Source organism: Streptomyces sp. NPDC005863, from assembly GCF_042871345.1.
Classification (GTDB): Bacteria; Actinomycetota; Actinomycetes; order Streptomycetales; family Streptomycetaceae; genus Streptomyces.
In genome coordinates, this window is the sequence record NZ_JBIAII010000001.1 from 820,731 (window position 1) to 841,686 (window position 20,956).

The 20,956-nt window shown below is 69.2% G+C and carries 16 protein-coding genes; 5 read left to right on the plus strand and 11 right to left on the minus strand.

The window, feature by feature from the left end:
* Positions 1-101 precede the first annotated feature (101 nt).
* A complete protein-coding gene (locus tag ACFYO9_RS03470; RefSeq protein WP_358777704.1) occupies positions 102-815 on the plus strand; it encodes a PspA/IM30 family protein in 714 nt (237 codons plus the stop codon).
* 71 nt (positions 816-886) lie between these two features.
* Here the strand turns inward: ACFYO9_RS03470 and ACFYO9_RS03475 are convergent, their stop codons facing one another.
* The 7 genes from ACFYO9_RS03475 to ACFYO9_RS03505 form a co-directional block, all read right to left on the minus strand.
* On the minus strand, positions 887-3,580 hold the full coding sequence (locus ACFYO9_RS03475) for a SpoIIE family protein phosphatase (RefSeq protein WP_355803248.1): 2,694 nt from the start codon (positions 3,578-3,580) through the stop codon (positions 887-889).
* A gap of 173 nt (positions 3,581-3,753) precedes the next feature.
* Entirely contained in the window at positions 3,754-4,179 is a 426-nt protein-coding gene (locus tag ACFYO9_RS03480; RefSeq protein ID WP_358777705.1) for an ATP-binding protein, read from the minus strand.
* Positions 4,180-4,295: 116 nt separating this feature from the next.
* Positions 4,296-4,715, minus strand: a complete 420-nt coding sequence (locus ACFYO9_RS03485; RefSeq protein ID WP_355803252.1) for a (deoxy)nucleoside triphosphate pyrophosphohydrolase — start codon at positions 4,713-4,715, stop codon at positions 4,296-4,298.
* A gap of 86 nt (positions 4,716-4,801) precedes the next feature.
* Positions 4,802-4,987 carry an SPOR domain-containing protein gene (locus ACFYO9_RS03490; RefSeq protein ID WP_358710254.1) on the minus strand — a complete coding sequence of 62 codons (186 nt, stop codon included), beginning with the start codon at positions 4,985-4,987 and terminating at the stop codon, positions 4,802-4,804.
* A 198-nt stretch (positions 4,988-5,185) separates the two neighbouring features.
* A complete protein-coding gene (locus ACFYO9_RS03495; RefSeq protein WP_355803256.1) occupies positions 5,186-5,941 on the minus strand; it encodes a GntR family transcriptional regulator in 756 nt (251 codons plus the stop codon).
* 112 nt (positions 5,942-6,053) lie between these two features.
* Complete coding sequence (locus tag ACFYO9_RS03500; RefSeq protein ID WP_358777706.1) at positions 6,054-7,340, minus strand: alpha/beta hydrolase; 1,287 nt, start codon at positions 7,338-7,340, stop codon at positions 6,054-6,056.
* Positions 7,341-7,419: 79 nt separating this feature from the next.
* Positions 7,420-8,541: a DUF4190 domain-containing protein gene (locus ACFYO9_RS03505; RefSeq protein ID WP_358777707.1), complete on the minus strand. Its 1,122-nt coding sequence runs from the start codon at positions 8,539-8,541 to the stop codon at positions 7,420-7,422.
* 244 nt (positions 8,542-8,785) lie between these two features.
* Here ACFYO9_RS03505 and ACFYO9_RS03510 point away from each other — a divergent pair, with 244 nt between their 5' ends.
* Positions 8,786-10,000 carry a serpin family protein gene (locus tag ACFYO9_RS03510; RefSeq protein ID WP_358777708.1) on the plus strand — a complete coding sequence of 405 codons (1,215 nt, stop codon included), beginning with the start codon at positions 8,786-8,788 and terminating at the stop codon, positions 9,998-10,000.
* A 19-nt stretch (positions 10,001-10,019) separates the two neighbouring features.
* On the opposite strand, the gene ACFYO9_RS03515 is transcribed toward ACFYO9_RS03510, so the two are convergent.
* A complete protein-coding gene (locus ACFYO9_RS03515; RefSeq protein WP_358777709.1) occupies positions 10,020-11,624 on the minus strand; it encodes a S8 family peptidase in 1,605 nt (534 codons plus the stop codon).
* Positions 11,625-11,923: 299 nt separating this feature from the next.
* On the opposite strand from ACFYO9_RS03515, the gene ACFYO9_RS03520 reads away from it, so the two are divergent.
* The gene (locus ACFYO9_RS03520) at positions 11,924-13,060 is read left to right on the plus strand and encodes a threonine synthase (RefSeq protein ID WP_358777710.1); all 1,137 of its coding nucleotides are present in this window, start codon (positions 11,924-11,926) and stop codon (positions 13,058-13,060) included.
* 290 nt (positions 13,061-13,350) lie between these two features.
* Here the strand turns inward: ACFYO9_RS03520 and ACFYO9_RS03525 are convergent, their stop codons facing one another.
* Positions 13,351-15,447 carry an AIPR family protein gene (locus ACFYO9_RS03525; RefSeq protein ID WP_355803268.1) on the minus strand — a complete coding sequence of 699 codons (2,097 nt, stop codon included), beginning with the start codon at positions 15,445-15,447 and terminating at the stop codon, positions 13,351-13,353.
* A 526-nt stretch (positions 15,448-15,973) separates the two neighbouring features.
* On the opposite strand from ACFYO9_RS03525, the gene ACFYO9_RS03530 reads away from it, so the two are divergent.
* Together ACFYO9_RS03530 and ACFYO9_RS03535 are read left to right on the plus strand one after the other, a co-directional pair.
* Positions 15,974-16,249 (plus strand): hypothetical protein, encoded by a 276-nt coding sequence (locus tag ACFYO9_RS03530; protein WP_073802374.1) that lies wholly within the window; start codon positions 15,974-15,976, stop codon positions 16,247-16,249.
* Positions 16,246-16,653: a PIN domain-containing protein gene (locus ACFYO9_RS03535; RefSeq protein WP_358777711.1), complete on the plus strand. Its 408-nt coding sequence runs from the start codon at positions 16,246-16,248 to the stop codon at positions 16,651-16,653. Before ACFYO9_RS03530 ends, ACFYO9_RS03535 begins: the two co-directional genes overlap by 4 nt.
* A gap of 13 nt (positions 16,654-16,666) precedes the next feature.
* Here ACFYO9_RS03535 and ACFYO9_RS03540 read toward each other — a convergent pair whose 3' ends face one another.
* Together ACFYO9_RS03540 and ACFYO9_RS03545 are read right to left on the minus strand one after the other, a co-directional pair.
* Positions 16,667-19,813 (minus strand): type I restriction endonuclease, encoded by a 3,147-nt coding sequence (locus ACFYO9_RS03540; RefSeq protein ID WP_358777712.1) that lies wholly within the window; start codon positions 19,811-19,813, stop codon positions 16,667-16,669.
* On the minus strand, positions 19,813-20,814 hold the full coding sequence (locus ACFYO9_RS03545) for a restriction endonuclease subunit S (RefSeq protein WP_358777713.1): 1,002 nt from the start codon (positions 20,812-20,814) through the stop codon (positions 19,813-19,815). Before ACFYO9_RS03545 ends, ACFYO9_RS03540 begins: the two co-directional genes overlap by 1 nt.
* Between the last annotated feature and the right edge of the window lie 142 nt (positions 20,815-20,956).

A 20,956-nucleotide genomic window follows, 5' to 3' on the forward strand; every position in this document is an offset into this window, starting at 1 on the left:
GCCGACCACAGCCCACAGGCGGCACCCCGGAGGACGTGAGCCGCCTCCCGCAGCCCCGTAGTCCGCGCCCGGACGCCCCCTCGTACAAGGAGATGCAGGTCATGACGAAGCAGACCATCCTCGGCCGTGTCGCCCAGCTCGCCAAGGCCAACATCAGCGCGCTCCTCGACCAGGCCGAGGACCCGCAGAAGATGATCAACCAGCTGATCCGCGACTACTCGAACAACATCAGGGAGGCGGAGGAGGCCGTCGCGACCACCATCGGGCAGCTGCGGATGCTGGAGCAGGATCACCGGGAGGACCAGGACGCGGCCGCCGAATGGGGCGGGAAGGCGCTCGCGGCGAGCAGGAAGGCGGACGAGCTGCGGACGGACGGGAACGCCGCGGAGGCCGACACGTTCGACCGGCTCGCCAAGGTGGCGCTCGGGCGGCAGCTGCAGTCCGAGCGGGAGGCGAAGGAGGCCGAGCCGACGATCGCCTCGCAGACCGAGGTCGTCGACAAGCTGAGGTCCGGACTCGACCGGATGAAGTCGAAGCTGACCGAACTGCAGTCGAGGCGTGATCAGTTGGTGGCGCGGGCGAAGACCGCGGAGGCGCAGAACCGGATGATGGATGCCGCCGGGAGCATCGACGTCATGGATCCGACGAGCGAGTTGAGCCGCTTCGAGGACAAGGTGCGGCGCGAGGAGGCGCGGGCGCTCGGCCGGCAGGAACTCGCCGCGTCCTCGCTCGACGCACAGTTCGAGGAGCTGGAGGGCCTCGGCGACGAGGCGGAGATCGCGGCCCGCCTCGCCGCCCTGAAGGCGACCACCTGAACCGCGCTCACCCGAACCGCGCCAACCCGAGCCGCACCCACCCTCGCCCCCGCGCCCTCCAAGGAACCCACTCAGAACAGGCTGAGCAGCGCCTCCGCCGCGTCCTTCGGCTCCGCGTCACCGGGCAGCGGGAGTTCGAACCACACGGTCTTGCCCTGCGGCGTCCTGCGCGAGCCCCACGCCGCGCTGAGCAGGCCGACCAGCTGCAACCCGCGCCCGCCCTCGTCGGTGTCCCTGGCCCGGCGGCGGCGCGGCTGGACGAAGCCGCCGTCCCACACCTCGCACACCAGCGTGCGGTCCAGGAGGAGCCGGAGCCTGATGTCGCCCTCGCCGTACCGCAGGGCGTTGGTGACGAGCTCGCTGACCAGCAGCTCCGCCGTGTCGCAGAGACGCTCCAGGTCCCAGGCGCGCAGCTGGTCGCAGGCCAGTTCGCGGGCGCGGCCGACCGACTTGGGGTCGCGCGGCAGCGTCCAGTCGCCGACGTGCTCGGCGGGCAGCCCCTCGACGCGCGCCATCAGCAGCGCGATGTCGTCCTCGCCGTGATGGGTGTCGAGGGTGTTCAGGACGTGGTCGCAGGCGTCCTCCAGGGCGGACGGCGCGTCGTTGAGGGAGCTCACCAGGGCGTTGAGCCCCTCGTCGAGCGGGTGGTGGCGGGATTCGACGAGGCCGTCGGTGTAGAGCGCGAGGAGGGCGCCCTCGGGGAGCTCGACCTGGACGTCCTCGAAGGGTTCGCCGCCGACGCCGAGCGGCATGCCCGGCGGCACGTCGAGCATCAGCGCGGATTCGCCGGGCTCGACCAGGACGGGCGGCAGATGGCCGGCGTTGGCGAAGGTGACGCGGCGGGTGACGGCGTCGTAGACCGCGTACACGCAGGTGGCGAGGTACACCTCGCCGAGGTCCGCACCGGCCCCCTTGCGCGCCGCGCGGGTGGACTGCTGGGGCCCTGCCGGGTTGCCGAGGCCGCGGGCGATCTCGTCGAGGGCGGAGAGCACCTCGGCCGGCTCCAGGTCGAGGAGGGCCAGGGTGCGTACGGCGGTGCGCAGTTCGCCCATGGCGACGGCGGCCCGGAGGCCGCGGCCCATGACGTCGCCGACGACCAGCGCCGTGCGGTGGCCCGGCAGCTCGATGACGTCGAACCAGTCGCCGCCGACCTCCGTGGCGGCGTTGCCCGGCAGATAGCGGCAGGCGATGTCGAGCCCGGACGCCTCGGGGTCGCCGGGCGGCAGCAGGGAGCGCTGCAGTATCAGCGCGCGCTCGTGCTCGCGCCGGTAGAGGCGGGCGTTGTCGATGCAGACGGCGGCGCGCGCGGCCAGTTCGACGGCGAGCGCCCGGTCCCGCTCGCCGAAGGGTTCGCTGCCCTTCGTACGGGAGAACTGGGCGAGGCCGACCACCGTGTCGTGGGCGACCATCGGCACCGCGAGCGTCGACTGGACGAGGCCGCCGGTGCGCCGGCTCGCCGAATCGTCGTCGTCGCCGGTGATCAGCCGGGGCCGGGCGGCGCGCAGGGCGTCGGCGCAGGGCGAGGTGAACCCGAAGCGGTGCACGGCGCCGACGTCGACGGGCCCGGTGCCGGCCGGGAACGGGGCGTCGGCCACGGCGCTCGCGAAGGCCACCCTGCGCAGGTCCGCGCTGCCGTCGGCGAGTCCGGGCGGGGTCTCGTCGCCGTCGAGGAGCCCTTGGTAGAGGTCGACGGATGCGAGGTCGCAGAAGCCGGGGACGGCCACGTCGAGCAGTTCCCTCGCGGTGGTCTCCAGGTCGAGGGAGTTGCCGATGCGGGCCCCCGCCTCGTTCAGGAGGGCCAGGTTGCGCCGTGCGTGGGCGGCCTCGCGGGCGGCGGCGTGCCGCCGGGTGACGTCGGTGCCGAGACCCGCGACGCCGATGGGCCGGCCCGAACCGCTGTGCACCCGGTAGAGGTCGATCGACCAGTGCCTGCGGTCGTTGCTGCCCGGCGCGGGGCCGACGATCTGCAGGTCCGTCACGGGCTCGCCGGTCTCCAGGACCCGCTTGAGGGCGGCGGCCATGCGGTCGGCCTCGTGGCGCGGCAGATAGTCGTGGACGGTGCGGCCGCGGTGCTCCTCGACGCCGCCGCCGAACACGTCGGCGAACCGGCGGTTGGCGCGCTGCACCTTCAGGTCCGTGCCGAAGAGCAGGAAGCCGACGGGGGATTGGCCGAAAATGGCCTGCGAGGCGGCGAGGTCCGTCTCGATCTGCCGGAGCGCGCGGACGTCGACGACGATGCAGACCGCGGCCCGCTCACCGTCCTCCGTCTCGGTCGGCATGACGTAGACCTCGGCGACGCCTTCGAGGCCGCCGGGGCCTTCCCCGCCCCGGCGCTGGGCCGGCAGGGCGGCCTCCGGCACCGGCAGGGCACCCTCCGGCAGCCGGAAGGGGACCGACCCCGTCCACTCCCGCCCGTCGAGGATCTCCGCCATCTTGCGGTGTCCCCCGGCGCGCAGCTCGGGCGGCACGAACGCCTCGATGGGGTCCTTGCCCACGGCGTCCCGCGCGGCCACGCCGAACAGCCGCTCGGCGCGCACGCTCCACTGGTCGACCAGGCCGTCGGGCCCGATCGAGAAGGAGGCGACCTTGATGTAGTCGTAGATCGAACCGGGTGGGTCGCTCTGCCACGTCTCGTCCACCGGCACGTCGCCGGGCCCCCTGTCGGCCGGGGCGGCGTCGCCCGTCGCGTCGTCCGTGGCCCCGTGGGCCTTCGCGTCGTCCGACGGCCCGTCGAGCTCCGTCGCCTTCGCTGGTATCTCGCTCACGCGAACCGTCCCCTCCAGCTCACCGCGCCCGGCACCGGTCACCGCGTACGGCTGACCGCAGTATCCAGCACTACGGTGCCGCGCCACACGGCGTTCACGATCACAGCACGTACTCGACGCTTTTTGGCCCGTGCCGCCCTTGTGCCGAACGCCTTTCGCACACTGCCAGTCTTCTAACCCGGCAACGCCAGCTCGAACCACACCGTCTTCCCCGTCCTGCCCGTACGACCCGGACGTGTTCCCCACCGCCGCGACGAGCGGGACAGCAGCTGGAGCCCCCGGCCGCCCTCGTCGTCGGGTGCGGCCGCCCGCTCCAGGGGCGGGTCGGGGAGCGGGTCGGACACCTCCACGAGGAGGGATCCCGTGGGGTCCGTGAGGTCGGTGGGCCGTACCATTCGTACGCCGATGGGCCCGGAGGCATGCCGCAGCGAGTTGGTCACCAACTCGCTGACGAGCAGCACGGTGATGTCGCCCAGGGATGCGAGGCCCCAGTCGGCGAGCTGTTTGCGGACGACGGTGCGCGCGGTGCGGACGGCGCCCGGGTCCGCGGGGAACGCCCACTCGGCGCAGTCGCCTTCGATGTCGATCACGCCGATCACTTCCAGACCAGTGGCTGAACCTGTCCGGTTTCATGGGGTTAATGGGCACATACCCGATATCCAGGTGGGTTTACCGCGTAACGGGTCGCACTGTGGCACGAACGGCGTAGACGGGGTCAGTGCGCGGCGTGCGGCAGGACGGCGAGCGCCGCCTCGACGGCGGGCACGTCCGCGGTCAGCCATTCGACGGACCAGACGGCATCGGGAGCGAGCCAGCGCAGCTCGTCGTGGTCCTCCAGGGGGCGCGGTTCGCCCGCGACGAGCCGGGCCGTCCACACCCGCAGGGCGTACCCCTTGGCCAGCGGCCACTGGCCGGGGACCCGGGCGGTCAGCTCGGCCTCGACGCCCAGTTCCTCGCGGAGCTCGCGCACCAGCGCGTCCTCGCACCGCTCGCCGGGCTCGACCTTGCCGCCGGGCAGCTCCCAGCCGCCCGCGAGTTCGGGGGGTGCGCTGCGCCGTGCGGCGAGCAGGCGTCCGGCGTCGTACAGGGCGGCGCCGACCACGATGCGGGCGGCCGCGGCGGAGTCTTCGTTCATACGGCGGAGCCTAGGGCCTCTCGTCCCGGCCGGGCCGAGCCGGGCTGCGCGAGCGGGCAGGGGCGGCGGGGCTGCGGGCGTCCGGGTCAGCGGCCGCTGCCGTTCTGGCTCAGCCGCTCGACGGAGTAGAGCTGACGGTGCCCGCGGTCGTCGAGGCTGTCCGCGATCCGCTGGGCCTCGGCCTTCGTCGCATACCTGCCCACGCGGTAGCGGTTGCCGTTGTCGTCCTGGCGTATCACCAACCAGGGCAGCAGGCCCGTCCCGTCGTTCATCGCGCCCCTCCGCTCGCCACCCCCGGCGCGCCCCACGCCTCGATCAGTAAGGAAACCGCAATCCGCATATGCCCGAGCCTACGCCCGACCTTTACTCAGCGGATACGGCTTTGCACAAAGAGATACGCAGGGGGGCCGCTCTCGGCCACGAGGGGAGAGCGGAGACGGCGCGGTCGGCCAAAGCGCCTACGGGGCGGGCTACTTCACCGGAAGGTGGTACGCGATGCGGTAGCGGTCCGCCGGGACCACGACGTCGGCCGTCTCCACGGGGCGGCCCGACGCGTAGTACGTCCGGTGGACGACCAGGACCACATGGCCCGGGACGCCGCCGAGGGCCGTGAGCTCCTCGGCCAGGCCCGGGCGGGCGCCGACCTCCTCCGCGACGTTGTCCACGACGACGTCGATCGCCGCCATCCGCTCGACCACCCCGCAGCCGCCCAGCGGACCCTCCTCGGGGAGCATCACGGGGGTGCGGCCGGTGACGGCGAGGGGCTCCCAGGAGGTCGAGAGCATCATGGCCTCGCCGGCGTCCCGGAAGACGTACTTCGTGCACATCACGCGGTCGCCGGTACGGATGGCGAGCCGCTCGGCGATGGCGGCGCTCGCCTCGATCTGCTCGCTGCGGGACTCCCAGGTGCCGCGCGCGGTGTCGGCGGCCTGCTCCTGACGGAAGGGGGTCGACCCGCCGTTCACCGCGCGGTAGCCGGTGCGGGCGACCTTGCGCGGGACGGGGCGCTCCCGCACGTACGTGCCCGACCCGGAGCGGCCCTCGACCAGACCTTCGGCCATCAGGACCTTGCGCGCCTCCAGGGCGACCGTGTCCGACACCCCGTACTCCTCGCGGATTCTGGCCTGCGAGGGGAGCCGGGTGTGCGGCGGCAGCGAACCGTCGACGATCTTCTTGCGGAGATCCCCCGCGACGCGCAGATACGCCGGCTGCTCACCGAAAGTCACTGGCCACTCCCATCAGGTTGACAGACAGCAACAGCCTGGCAACCGTGGGTTGTTGGGTGCAACCCAAGGCCAAGGAATCACTCGAAGTGATGATTTCTGCCCGTGCAGGTCTTTACGCAGGGCCTTTCCGCGGATATGGCGAACGATCAAGGGTACCCAGAAAGTGCTCCGTCGCCGCCCGCGCGATCTGACTCCCCCAGCCGCCCCAGTTGACGTCGAAACAGTGGTCGGCCCACGGGAGTTCGACGTACGTCGCCGGGGCCCCGACCGCTTTCAGCCGGCGTGCCAGCTCGCGCGCCTGCGCCACCGGAACCGCGCGGTCCGCGCTCCCGTGCAGCAACAGCGTCGGGGGTACGTCGCCGCGGACGAGCCGGGCCGGCGATCCCAGGCGGTAGCGGGCGGGGGCGCTCGCCGCCGAACCGCCCATCAGCCGGGGGATCATGGGGTCCCCGCGCAGCGCGGTGCCGGCGATCAGCCGCCCCATGTCGGTGGGCCCGTAGAGCGAGACGACCCCTGATACGGAGGTGTCGGGCGCCGCGCCGCAGGAGGCGGGGACGCGGGCGTCGCCCTCCGTGTAGGCGGCGGCGAGCGCGAGGTTGCCGCCCGCCGAACTGCCCGCGAGGAGCAGGCGTTCGGGGTCGAGCCCATACACGCGCGCGTGCCGCCTGACCCAGCCGACCGCGCACTTCACGTCGCCGATCTGGTCGAGTTGGGTGGCTCCGGGGGCGAGCCGGTAGTCGACGTCGAAGACCGACCACCCACGGGCGTTGAACCACCGGTTCCACTCGGGGGTCTGGCTGCGGTGCCCCTTGTTCCAGCCGCCGCCGTGCACCCAGACGACGGCGGGCCTGCGCACCGCAGCCCGCCTGGGCAGCGCCCACAGGTCGAGCCGCAGCTTCTGCGTCTTCGCGCGGTGTGCGCCACGAGCGTGGTGCGGGCCCCGAGTGCCGCCGGTGCCATGTGGGCTGCGGGTGCCGTGCGGGCCGGGCACGCGCGCGTACGTGAGGGTGCGGGCGCGGTCGGGCACCTTGGCGTAGTTGACGCCGTCGAAGTACCGCGCGGGGGCGAGCGGTTGGCCCTGCCGCACCGCCGTGCCGTACGCCGCCGCGTACGGCATCACCCCGTACACGAGGGCGGCGAAGGAGGCGAGCGCGGCGAGCCCCGCACACCAGGGGTGACGGCGGCCGGCCAGCGCGGCGGCGGCGAGTCCGAGCAGTCCGGGCGGCAGCAGCACGAGGCCCCACGACGTGATCGCGCCCGCGACGAGCACCAGGAGCGGGAGGCGGGGCAGCGGGGCGGCGACGAGGACGGCGAGCGCCGCGTTCAGGAGCCCGGCGGCCAGCAGCAGAGTCCTGGCCACGATCCTGGCCACGGTGGGCGGTGGCACGGCGGACGTCACACCGAAGAACTATCACAGAAGCGGACAAAATCGTCTTAGGGGGTTGACCGCGACAGCTGCCGCACGGTCGCTCGGTCGCTCACACCGCGGACGTCACGTCGTGGTCCCCGTCCGGACCCGACCCCGCGCCGTCCCCGGGGGCCGCCTCGCGCGGTGAAGTCGTCGCCAGGCCGAGGGACTTGCGGACCGCGACGGCCTGCTCGTCGCCGATCCCCGCAAGCGCCGCCTCATAGTGGTCGATGTAGCTGTCGGCGTCCGTGGCCTCGGCCGCCTTCCGCCACTCCGTCCGCCCCTTGCCGATCGCGGCGACGAGCGCGTCGACGCGCTTGCGCGTACCCGCAGGCCAGTCGTGCGCCCGCAGCAGCCGGACCCGTTCGTCGAGGCCCTTGACGACGCCGGCGGCCCACTCCTTGTGACCCGGCAGGTCGTCCTCGACCCGCGCCGCGTCCGGCTCCTTCCCGTACGCCCGCTCGAAGGACTGTTCCGCCGTCACGTACGCGAGCTGGTCGGCGTCGAGCGTCGTCCGGTCGCTGCGCAGCGTGCCCTTGAGCGGGTGGTCGGGGTCCGGGGCGCCGAAGAGGCAGGTGACGTGCCGGTCGCCCCGGCGCCAGGTCGTCCGGTCGGGCACGAAGTAGTAGAGGTCGGCGTCGCCGAAGTCCTGCCAGCGGTCCATGACATAGGCGAACTGCAGGTCGGCGCACTTGGTCTCGGCGACCCCGGTGAGCACGCCGTCACCCGGATACGTGGCGTGGTGCACCCGGTACGACGCGAAGACCTCGGCGTCGTGCGGCCCCGCGCAGGGCACCTCGTCGACCTGGTAGCCGAACTTCATGGAGTCGAGCCTGCCCTCGGGGGCGTTCAGACAGCCGCCCTCGTCGACCGGGAAGGCGCCGGTGTCCTGCCGTGACGCGCGCGCCGCCTCCCGGAAGCCGTCCATGAAGTCGCGCGCGCCGCCCGCGACGACGGCGAGCACGGAGAGGATGCTGCCGGCGACCGCCATCCCCTTGCCGCGCTCGCCCTTCCGCTTGATCTGCGCGAGCGCGATCAGACCGAGGACCAGACCGACGCCGGGCAGGAAGCAGAGCAGCCCGAGCACCAGGGAGGCGATCGCGAAGCCGTTCACCGGCGGGCGGGAGTACGGGGAGTGCGGTCCGGGCCACCGCTGGTACGGGGCCGGGCCGGGCGGCGGCGGTATGTCCACGGGTAGCGTTCTCCTGGGTTTCGGGGGCGGGTTGCGGGCGCCGGGGACGGTCACGTGGGGTGGGGCGAGCCGTGCGGACGGCCTGGCGCATCGTAAACGGGGCGGGATCGCCATCCGGAGGGGAGCCTCATCTGGGCGAGGTCGTCCTCGGGACGGGGTCGCCATCAGGGCGGGGCCGTCATCGGGACGGGAGCGCCGTGGGAATGGGAGCGCCGCAGGAATGGGCGATGGGAGCGAGCAGGTAATGCGACGGCACATATCGACGACTGGGGCCGTACTCCAGGCCGTCAACGGTCTGGCCTCCCGCTGGGCGGCGACGGCCGCCCCCGACCGCGGCACCGTCTTCTCGGCGCCCGGCGTCTGGCCCCTGCTGGCCCTCCTCGCGGACGGCGCGGGCGGGGCGGCCCGCGGCGAACTCGCGGACGCGGTGGGGCTGCCGGCGCACGAAACGGCCGCCGGGGCCCGCGTGTTGCTGGCCGCGCTGGAGGCCATGCGGGGCGTGGACGCGGCGGTGGGCCTGTGGACCAGGCGCACGCTGACGCTGCGGGACGCGTGGCGGCAGGGCGTACCGGCACCGGCGATCGGTGTGCTCACCGGGGACGTCGACGCGGACGCCGCGGCCCTCGACGCATGGGCGGCACGGCGCACGGGCGGGCAGATCGAACGGATGCCGGTCCGTCCCGGCGAGGACACCGAGTTCGTCCTGGCGAGCGCCCTCGCGCTGCGGACGGACTGGTTCCGGCCCTTCACCGAAGGCGTGATGTGGCCCGAGGCGGGGCCGTGGAAGGCACGGATGCTCGCCTCCCTGTACCGCTCGACGTCACTGCTCGACCGCGTGGGCGTCGCCCAAGCCCCGGCCGGGACGGTGACCGAGCTGAAGGTGCTCGGGAACACCGGGATCGACGTCCATCTGCTGCTCGGCGAGGAACGGATGGGCCCGGGGCAGGTGCTTGGCGCGGGCGTGGACCTCCTCGCGGGCCGGCTGCCGGTGGTTCCGGGGCCCCAGTTGCCGTACGGGGAGGTGGGTCCGGGCCTGCGTGTCAGCAGGGTGCGCGCCATCAGCCCCCGCCCGCCGACGCTGTACGTGAAGACGGTGCCGTTCGCGCTGACGGCCGACCACGATCTGCTGCGGGAGCACGCCCTGTTCGGGCTGACCACGGCCCGGGACGCGGGCGAGGGACACTTCCCGGGGATCGCCGCCGAGCCGATGGCGATCGAGCGGGGTGCGCAGACGGCGACGGCCACGTTCGGCGCGCTGGGCTTCCGGGCCGCCGCCGTCACGGCGTTCCCTGCGGCCGGTGCGGGGATGCCCGAGGAGCGTTACTTCACCACCGAGGTGGACGCCACCTTCGACCGCCCCTTCGGCTTCCTCGCCGTCCACCGCACCTCGCGGCTCGTCCTCGCGGCGGGCTGGGTCACCGACCCGAAGCCGTACCGCGAGGACGAGGGTGCGGAGTGAGGGGGAACCGGGAGCCGTCCTAGAACTGCAGACCCCAGGAGTCGATCTTCCCGGTGTCCTGCGCGGCGTTGTCGCTGACCCGCAGCTTCCACGTGCCGTTGGCCGTCTCCGAGGAGGCGTTCACGGTGTACGTGGTGTTGATGTCGTCCGAACTCCCGCCGGTGCCGTAATCCTTGAGGGTGTACGCGGTGCCGTCGGGGGCGATCAGCTGGACGCGCAGGTCGCCGATGTAGGTGTGCTGGATGACGACCGGCACGGAGAGCGCGGCCGGGGCGGAGCCGTCGACGCCCGTGACGTTGATGGGCGAGTCGACGGTGGCGTTGTCGCCGACCGCGTAGTCGTCGGTGTTGCTGAACGACTTGCCCGGCGGGTTGGTGGTGCCGCCCGTGACGTTGAGGAGCCGGTTGGGCGAGCCGGAGCCGGGGCTGCCGACGACGCCGGGTGAGGCGGCGGCGACCAGGGCGGCGGAGACCTGCGCCGGGCTCGACGCGGGGTTCTGGCCGAGGTAGATGGCGGCGGCGCCCGCGACGTGCGGGGAGGCCATCGACGTACCGGAGATGGTGTTGGTCGCCGTGTCGCCGGTGTTCCAGGACGAGGTGATCGAGGAGCCCGGGGCGAAGAGGTCGAGGATGCTGCCGTAGTTGGAGTAACTGGCCCGCGCGTCGGTGTTGGTCGTGGCGCCGACGGTGATGGCCTCCGCCACGCGCGCGGGCGACTTGGTCGACGCGTCGGTGGACTCGTTGCCCGCCGCCACGGCGTACGTGACGCCGGACGCGATGGAGTTGCGCACGGCCGTGTCGAGCGCGCTGTCGGCGCCGCCGCCGAGCGACATGTTGGCGACGGCCGGCTTGACCGCGTTCCGGGTGACCCAGTCGATGCCGGCGACGACCTGCGCGGTGGTGCCGGAGCCCTGGTTGTTCAGGACGCGGACGCCGACGATCTTGGCCTTCTTGGCGACGCCGTGCAGGGTGCCGGCGACGGTGCCCGCGACGTGGGTGCCGTGACCGTGACCGTCCTGCGCGGTGTTGTCGTTGTCGATGGCGTCGTAGCCGTAGGAGGCGCGGCCGCCGAAGTCGGTGTGGCTGATGCGGACGCCGGTGTCGATGATGTACGCCGTGACGCCCTGCCCCGCGGAGTCCGGGTAGGTGTACTTCTGGTCCAGCGGAAGGTTCTTCTGGTCGATGCGGTCCAGGCCCCAGGACGGCGGGTTGTTCTGCGTGGCGGAGGCGGTGAACGTCCGGTTCTGGACGACCAGGTCGACCGCAGGGTCGGCCGCGAACTTCTTCGCCCCGGCCTCGGAGAGCTCGACCGCGTAGCCGTTGAGGGCCTTGTCATAGGTCCGCTCGATGGTGGCGCCGTACTCCTTGGCGAGGGCCTTGCCGGCGGCGGAACGGGCCTTCGGCGCGTGCTTGTCGAGGCTCACGATGTAGCTGTTCTTGATGGTGCCGGGGGCGCCGGCGTTCTCGATCCGGCCTTCGGCGGTGTCGGGTCGGGCGTTCGTTGGGTGGACGTCTGCCGGGAGGGCGTTCGCCGGGAGGGCGGAGGCGACGCCGAGGGCGAGGGTCGCGACCGCGGTCGCGCCGATCCCGGCCAGTCTTCGGCGGTGGTGACGCATCACTGCCATCTGAGGGGTCCTCCTCAATTGGTGGTGCGCTGGTGGGGGATTGGTGCCGTGGAACCCACACGCACGGAGGTCGATGGCAAGGTCATGTCAAGCTGACACGCCAGCGTTTTCCTCCGTCGAGACGAAAGATTGGCGGACTCATGGGGAAGTGACAAGGGTCAGGACCGGCCGTAACACGACTGCCATAACGGCGTCATGATGACCCGTCAGGACAGGCCACGCATCCGCCGGGGCGACCCACGGGAAAGTGGTGACGGGTAGGCCAAGGGCCGCCCCCCGAGACCCTCTAACCTGCGCCCATGACTTCTGTGACGACGCCGGACGGCCTGCCGGACGGCCTGCCGGACTACCTCTGCCCGACCGACGGGACGCGCGTCGCGTCGGACTCGCTCGACTGGTCGTGTCCCACCTGCCGAGGCCCACTCGACCTGGACTTCTCCCCCACGCCGGCGCCATTCGACGCGCTGAGCGGACGCGTCAACTCCCTCTGGCGGTACGCCGAGTGCCTTCCGCTGCCCGCGCCCGCGATCTCCCTCGGCGAGGGCCGCACGCCCCTCGTGGAGCTGGCCGGTACGGTCTCGGCCAAGCTGGACTTCCTGATGCCGACGCTCTCCTTCAAGGACCGCGGCGCGGTCGTCCTCGCCGCCCTCGCCCGACGGCTGGGCCCGGACCGGGTCATCGCCGACAGCAGCGGCAACGCGGGCACCGCCGTCGCCGCGTACTGCGCACGGGCCCAACTCCCCTGCACCGTCTACGTCCCCGCCCGCACCTCACCCAAGAAGCTGGAGCAGATCGGCGCGCACGGGGCGCGGCTCGAAGTCGTCGACGGCGACCGCGAGGCGACCGCCCGCGCGGCCCGCGCCGCCGCCGACGACCCCGGCACGTTCTACGCCTCCCACGTCCACAACCCCTACTTCCTCCACGGCACCAAGACGTACGTCCACGAACTCTGGGAGGACCTCGGCGGCCGACTGCCGGACGCACTGGTGGTGCCGGTCGGCAACGGCACGCTGCTGCTCGGCGCGGCGCTCGCGGTACGCGAACTGCGGGCAGCGGGGCTCATCGAACGGTCGCCCCAGCTGTACGCGGTGCAGTCCGCAGCCGTGGCCCCGCTCGCCGCGGCGTGGCGGGCCGGCGCGGACGACCTGCTCGCCGAGACCCCGATGGCACCCACGTTCGCGGAGGGCATCGCGATCCCGCGCCCACCCCGCGCCCGCCAGATCCTGCAAGCGGTACGGGAATCGGGCGGCGACTTCCTCACGGTGACCGAGGACCAGATCACAGCGGCCCAACTCGACCTCGCGGCAAGGGGCTTGTACGTGGAGTCGACGGGCGTGGCCTGCTGGGCGGCGGTCCGCGACGGCACGCTGGGCGAACGCACGACGGTGGTGCCGCTGTGCGGGGCGGGGGCGAAGACGGGGCTGGCGACGGGCTGACTCCGCACCCGTAAGCACGCGCTCTCCCCTCACAGAACGAGCGGCGACTCCCGCCGCCCGTCCCCGGCGGGGCCCTTATGGGCGGTGCCGACCCCCGGGCGTTTTAGATGCGCGCACCACCGGCAGTTTCGGCACGTTGTTCTCGCCGACACGGGTCGCGTCGGCCCCCTCGACTCGCTGGACGCGCAACACATGCTCAGCGAGCACGAAGCGGGCCCGGCCCTGCCCCCAATAACAAGGGCCGCCGAGGGCTCCTACACCCCTCACAACCGAACGGGACGTGGACCGCGTCAGCCCTCTTCCTCCTGGGCATCCAGCCATTCCTTGGCTACCTGCCATAGATTGCGCTTGCCATCGAGTACCCAACGCGCAGGTCCCTGCACCGCGACGGGAGCCTCCTCCCAGCCTGCGAGTTCCCAGATACGAGTCACGAGTCCGCTGGCCGAGTACGCCACACCGTCGTAGGACCAGATGAGCGGCTTGATCCGATCGTTCTGCCAGCGGACCTGCGCTCGGCGTTCGTCCGCCTCGAGCCACTTACGCGTTGCTCTTGTTTCCGGAGCGTTGTACGGAACGTAAGTCAGCGGCGTCCCATCCGCGATGATCCCGGCGGTGACCAGAGTCGGAACGACGTTGGGGCGGCGACGACGGCGTTTCTGTTGAGCGGGCGGCTGGTAATTGTCCGGCAGTTGCGGCACCGCGGTCCCACCCCGCACGTCTTCCGGTACAACCCGGGACAGCTCCCGGCAGCGCGTCTCGTTGGTGAAGGTGCTCCCAAGGAACGAGGTGGTGCCGTAGGTCTCGTCCACTCGGTAGATCAGCCACGACAACACGGATTCAGTCAGCTTCGGGACGGATTCCAGCACCGAATCCAGCGGGTAGCCCGGCTCATCAATGTCTGCCAGGTCGAGCAGTTGGAAGACCAGATGGGTGATCAGCAGGTCTCCGCGCTGAGCCATGTCCTGGGCGCGTCCCTGGAGGCGCTTGCGTAGGGCATCGAGCGCCTTGCCGACCTCTCGCTGGATCTGGACGCATCGCCAGACCCGGAAGGCACTCGGAACCTCACCGAAGAGCCGCGAATACGCTCCTCCATTTCCCCGTTCCCAGAGCAGATCGGTGTCCCTCTTGGCCCGCACGGCAAGCTCAGGCGTACGCCGGGCGCAAGCGAGGGCTATGGCTGCATGTACCACCGAGCAGCCGGAATCCGGTGCCGGATCGGCTTCGCCGCGTTTGTACACGTACGTCTTGTCCAGAGTGAGGTCGAAGTCCTCCCGAATCAGGGCCTGAGATTCGTCCAGAGCGATGAAGTCTCTCCGAGAGACGTCGTTCTGGGTGTTCGTGGTCTCGGTGATCCTCAAGGCGTAGTCGACACGCTCGTCGCCCAGGGAAATCACGCGAACCATCACATCGGCGTCCTCGACAGTGTCCGGCGTCACCTGCATCGCCTTGTGGATGGAGGTGACGGTCTGAGCTCCGTTGACCACGCTGACATGGGTGAGCTGAAGTTCTACCGGATAGGCAGGGTGGCGCCTGTCCGGGTAGTACGGCTCAATCTTGTCGCACAGGATCGTGATGCCATTGTTGAAGTACCAGAAGTTCTCCGGCTCGTCCGTCAGAGTCTTCTCGATGCCGGAGTTGATACGGGTAAGCCCAAGCGCCTGGCGGATGTTCTGCGAGAAGAGACGGGCACCATGCTCCTCGTACCACCGGGCGATCTCCCTGGCCGCCACACTGCCCTGGTACGCGGGGAAGGGGATGTCACGGTGGATCCACTTCGGCATCTTCACCTTGACGTTCACGAGATCCGGAGTGCGGTCCTCACGCAGCTGCCGCAGCAGTTCCCCGGTCCCCATGAGCTGATAGCTCAGCATCGGCCCGTGGCCGTGATGATCGTCGACGGCGCGGTCGAGAATGTGCACGGTGTGCGAGCTGAGCGGGTCGTTCCCGACGACCGCGATGATCAGGTTGATCTTGAGGTTGGTGTCCCCCATGGCCGAAGCGAGAAGAGGGGCGAATGGCTGGAGCTTGGCGTTGAAGGCGTCGAACTGCCGCTGCTCCAACAACCGCAGTCCATCCACGAAGCCGCGAGCAGCATCCGTGTGGAATCCAGCCGTTCCCTTGTCGCTCCATTTGGCTTGGACTAGCCACACCTGAGCACCGTCCACTACGGCAACAGCGTCGATCCCATTGTCGTCACTGCCGTCGATCACGGCTTCAGCGCAGGCCTTGTGCTCCCAACCTGTGACCCGCCGGATCGCTGTGGCTGCCACGGCCCGGGACAGAAAGGCCTTTTCACGCTCGGCCTCGGAGTTTCGCTGCAGATCGCTTTCGTCGATCAGCCCTCTGTAGGCCTGGGTCAGCGCCGCCCGCATCTGATGCAACTCCAACGGCGTCGTCTTAACAGGCTTCTGCCCCGCCCCGCTCATCCCGCTCCCCGGTGACACTCGTTCAACCCTGATGTCCGCGCTGGTCAAGCCTAGCCCGGGCACCCAGGCACTCACCTGGGCAATGGCCGAGGAGGTGCGTAGCGGCTGACTCTGACGCTGCCTCACTTGTCAGACTGATCAGCACACGTTCAACAGTCTGTGGATCACGGACGGCAGCCGGAAGATCGTGACGCCTCGCGAAGCCAAGGGCCCCACCGCCCCCGAGGAGTCGGACCTCGTCGGACCTGAACCTTCGCGAGACCAGCGGCGTGGTGACAGGTCAGCGACTGCACGTTGCATCGGAACTCCACCACAACCGCCCTGACCTGCGGTTATGTGAGCGCATCCCAGCACCATCCCAGCACGGGATTCACTGCAACGCACAAAAAGATCCGGAAGCGCCGAGACTACGCATCACCGCCCACCCTGGATACAGGCCGACCGGCACTTCAGGCACTGTAATAGTTTCTGTACTAGACTTGTAGCCATGAAGTCACCCCGCCCCGGCGGCACGGAGAATATCTCCGTCTCGATGCCCTCGGAACTCCTCGGTGCTCTGCGCACACGTACTGGCAAGCGCGGCGTGTCCGCGTATGTGACGGCAGCGGTTCGGCATCAGCTCGCAATGGACGGCCTCGCCGAGATCGTGGCCGCCTACGAAGCCGAGCACGAGCCGCTGAGCGACGCCGAAGTCCAGGCCGCACAGAGCGAACTGTTCGGTGATGCACCGGCGCCCTACGCGTCGAACGACAGCGCCGCATGAAGGAGCCCGCGGCCAGGTCCCTGGTGCTCGACTCCCAGGCGCTGTCGCTGTTGTTGCGTAACGACCGCCAGATGATCACCCGGATCGAGGCCGCTCGGCGCGTGGGCGTGCCCGTCCTCGTGTCGGCCCTGACGGTGGTGGAGGCCGTCTACGGGAAGACGGACACCGCTCGGCTCCATTGGGTGCTCTCTCGCCTTCAGGTCCAGGACGTCACCCACGCCGACAGCCTCACCGCGGTACAGCTGCTCAGCGACGCCGGCGGCCTGCACGGTCACAAGTACGCCATCGACGCCCTCGTCGCCGCAATGGCGCTCCGTTCCCCGCCACCCGTCCTCGTGCTGACCTCGGACCGCGACGACTGGTCGAAACAGTGCGGCGACCGCGTACAGATCAAGGACGTCTGACCTCGGCGTCCACTCAGGTATCCACCTGCTGATCAACCGCTGCTTCGTAGAAGGCATCCGCGAGGGCGACGATGATCGCGTTGATGGCCGGCCCGTCGGTGAAGAAGTAGTCGGCCATCGTGTTGTGGGCGTCCTGGTTTTCTGCGACCGCCTCCGTGACGGCGGCTTGGAAGTCCTGCGACTCCAGGAACTGCTTCTTGGTGTTCACCTTGGTCTGCTGGACCAGGTTCGGGTCGGCGAGCAGCCGCTGCACGAGGCCCTGTACGAACTCCCTGATCTGGGAGACGGCGAACGTTTCGGCGCCGAAGAGGTCATTCATCTTGTCTATGACGACCTGGAGGGCGACGTACTTCGGGTCCTTCTTCTCACCTGTGCCAGCGGCGCTGATGCCCTTGAGCTGCCCGTCTCCGACCAGTGAGATGTCGACCGCGATCGCCTTGTTGTGCTTGACACCAACCAGCACCACGTCGGAGAGGTCCACGTCGGCTGCCCAAGCGGACTCGGCGATCACCTTCTCCAGCAGGCGCAGGAAGATCGAGAGCATCTCCATGTACGGATCGCCGTAGTCGACGATCTGGGACATGAAGTCGTAGAGCCGCACGTAGGTGGAGACGTCCTTGCGGAACAGGTCGAGTTCCTGGAGCTTGACCTTGTCTTCCTCCTCGATCGCCCTTGCGTAGCGGCGCCGGAAGTCGTGCTGCGCTGGGCTGATCGCCGCCGAGAGAGCGTTGTTGCCCTTCCGTGTCACCCACAGTTCGGCGACCTTGCGGACGTTGTCCTCGGTGTAGATCCCGGCCTGGGCGAGCTTGTTGGCCAGGTGGACGACGACGTACGGGTCGGTTTCGGTCTCCAGGGTCGCGTTCTTGAAGTACGGCTCGAAGGCCGTCTTGATGTCCTCGGGCTTGTTGGCGAAGTCGATGACGAACGTCTTGCGCTTCTGTTCCCCACCAGCGGTGCGGTGGGTGCGGTTGAGGCGCGAGAGTGTCTGTACGGCGGTGACGCCCGAGAGTTTCTTGTCGACGTACATCGCCGTCAGTAAGGGCTGGTCGAAGCCGGTCTGGAATTTGTTGGCGACCAGCATGATCTTGTATGTGTCGCCCTTGAACGCGGCCGCCAGATCAGCTCCGGCGCCCGGGTTCATGTTGGCTTCGGAGAACTCGTCGTCCTTCGACGGCTGCGGGCCCCAGTCGCTGTGCCAGGTCTCGTCTTCGTTCATCGTCACCCCGCCCGAAAAGGCGACCAGGGTGCGGTAGTTGTACGAGGCGTCCTCCGCTCGACGCTTGTCGATGTAAGCGTCTATCGCCAGCTTGTACTTCACCGCGGACTTGCGGGAGTCGGTCACCACCATGGCCTTCGCCTTGCCTTCGAGGAGGTAGGCGACGTTGGCGTGGAAGTGCTCGACGACGATCTGCACCTTCTGGCTGACGTTCGTCGGGTGGAGCTGAACCCACCTCATCAGCCCCTTGCGGGCGGCGGCCTCCTCGACCTCGCCGCCGTCACCGGCCTCGGCCTTGCCGGCGATCTGCAACGCGGTGTCGTAGGACTGGTAGCCCTTGAGGACGTCGAGGATGTATCCCTCCTCGATCGCCTGCTTCATCGAGTACCGGTGGAACTCACGCGGCTTGCCATCGGGGCCCTTGCGGCCGAACAGTTCGAGGGTCTTGTTCTTCGGCGTCGCAGTGAAGGCGAAGTAGGAGATGTTCTCCGATTCGGCCCGCTCGGTCATCTCCGAGGCCAGTACCGACTCCACATCGACATCTCCGCCCTCCTCGATCTCCTTGAGCTCCTCGGCCGTCAGTACCTGCTTCAGCTTCGAGGAGATCTGCCCTGACTGGGAGGAGTGCGCCTCATCGGCGATCACGGCGAACCGCTTGCCCTTGAGGCCGGCGTCGGTCCGGATCTCTTCCAGCGCATGCGGGAAGGTCTGCACCGTCACCGCGATGATGAGCTCGCCGTTTTTCAACGCCTGCGCCAGTAGACCCGACTTCGACTTCGCGCCGGCCTTGCGGACGTCCTCGGGGCTGATCGTCGCGACAATCTTCTTGTTGCCGTCGATCTGCCGGATCGCATCCTGCAGTTGGGAGTCGAGCACAGTACGGTCCACGACCACGATGACGGAGTCGAAGACCTTCTTATCGTCGGCATCATGCAGTCGGGCCAGCCCGTGGGCGGTCCATGCAATGGTGTTCGTCTTTCCCGACCCGGCCGAGTGCTCGATCAAGTACCGCTGCCCGACGCCCTCCTCCTTCACCGCGTCGACGATGCTCGTGACGGCCTCCCACTGGTGGAAGCGCGGGAAGAGCATGCTCGTACGCCGCACTGAGGTGCCGGTGGTGACGTCCCACTCCTCCCTGGTCTGCACGATCATCAGGCGCCCGATGACGTTCAGCCAAGCGTGCTTCTCCCAGACGCGTTTCCATAGGTAGGCCGTCGCCGACCCGTCGTCCGCTCCGGGAGGGTTGCCAGCACCGCTATCGAAGCCGATGTTGAACGGAAGGAAGTGGGTCTTGTCCCCTTCCAGCTTCGTGGTCATGGCCGCTAGGTCGTTGGAGACCGCGAAGTGCACCAGCGCACGGTGACCGAACGAAAGCAGCGGCTCCGGGCGCCCGTTCGTGAGCGGGTTGCGGTGTTGCTTGTACTGGTTGATCGCCTCGTCCAGCGACTGGGTGAAGTCGGTCTTCAGCTCCACCGTGGCCACCGGGATCCCGTTGACGAAGAACACCAGGTCGATGGTGCGCTGGTCGGCGGTCGAGAAGTTCACCTGCCGCACCACCCGCACCCGCATCGCCTCGTATTGCGACACGGTGGTCGCATTGAGCGAGGTCTCGGGGCGGAACTGCGCCGTCTTCAACCGGCCGCCGCCGATGTACTGCACGCCGTTGCGCAGAATATTCAGCGTCCCGCCACCGTGCTCCAGCGGCTTGTCCAGCGCCGCGGTCAGCACGTCGAGGAACTTCGCCTGTGACCCCGCTGCCTTCAGCGCCTTCTCGTACGCCCGCTTCTGCGTGTCCTTCAGCCACTCGAACAGATCCGACGGGAACAACGCCCGCTCACGGTCGTACTCGCCGCCGTCGTGGTCGTTCGCCGAGTACAGCCAGCCGCGGGCCTTGAGGTACTCGCAGATCTCCTTCTCGAAGACCGCCTCGTTATGGTCGGCCATCACGCCGCCTCTCGCACGTCGATCTCCCCCGTCACCGCAGCCGTGATCAACGCCGACCGACGCTCTTCGGACAGCTCGATGAACCGCTCGGCCTCGGCGATGAGCGTGTCAACCTTTGTGGTTTGCTCATCCAAATACGCAGCGATCCGCCGCTGCTCATGGATCTCCGGGAAAGGGATAGGAGTCCGAGCCAAGGTGCCGAGGTTCAGTCGGCGGAACGTCGCACCCGTGATCTGGTAGTCCCAATACTCAGCCGTCTGCCGTGACAGCAGCACCCACACCATAAACCTCGTGGCGACCAAGTCCGGCCGCAGCGCAACTCGAACCGTATCTTGCGTCAGATTCGCACCAGCCAAGTCCTGTGACACGACTGCCACCTTCCCGTACGCAGGGCCAATCGAAACGACGACGTCACCCTCTTTGAGGACCGACCGCTTATACGCGCTTGCGATCTCAGGTGCAGTAGTTCGCAAAGTATCCCTATCCGGGGATACGCCTTCGCCTTGGATGTCCGACGGTCCGATGTAGACGACCCCACCGTCGACCGGCTCACCGCACTGCAGAATGCCATAGGTCATTGGCCGATCATGATCGACCAGTCGGCGCACCTGGGTCTGCTCGTAACCGTCCAGCGCCTCAGCAACCGTCGCCACGCGGCGCTCACGGAGCATCTCGATCAGTCGCTTCTGCTCCTCGATGAGCATGTCGATGTAATACGTCTCACGGTCGAGGTAGTCAGCGATGGCGCCCTGTGTTTCTGGATCCGGAAGATCGATCCGAAGCTCCAGGAAGTCACCCTGGCTGATGTTCTGCATTGATGAACTCGTTCCGACGCATACAGCCTCCACCTGGGTTCGGTAGGCTGGCGTCTTCGTCCACCAATCGATGAACCGCGGATCAGCCCCACGAAAGGTCACCGCCCACAATCTGTCTGGCAGATAGAGGTCCGGGCAGTTCTGTAGCACCGCGGCAGCAACGCCCAAGTGCTGCTTTGTGTTCATCCTGCTCACAATTAGCGAGCCAGCCCGCACTGGACACGAGACCCGATCCACGTCGTAGCTTTCAACCTGCTTGTTCTCTGCCGGCCTGAAGACTCCGCCGTAAACTGCGCTTGTTTTAAGCACACCTAGCTCACCACCCTGG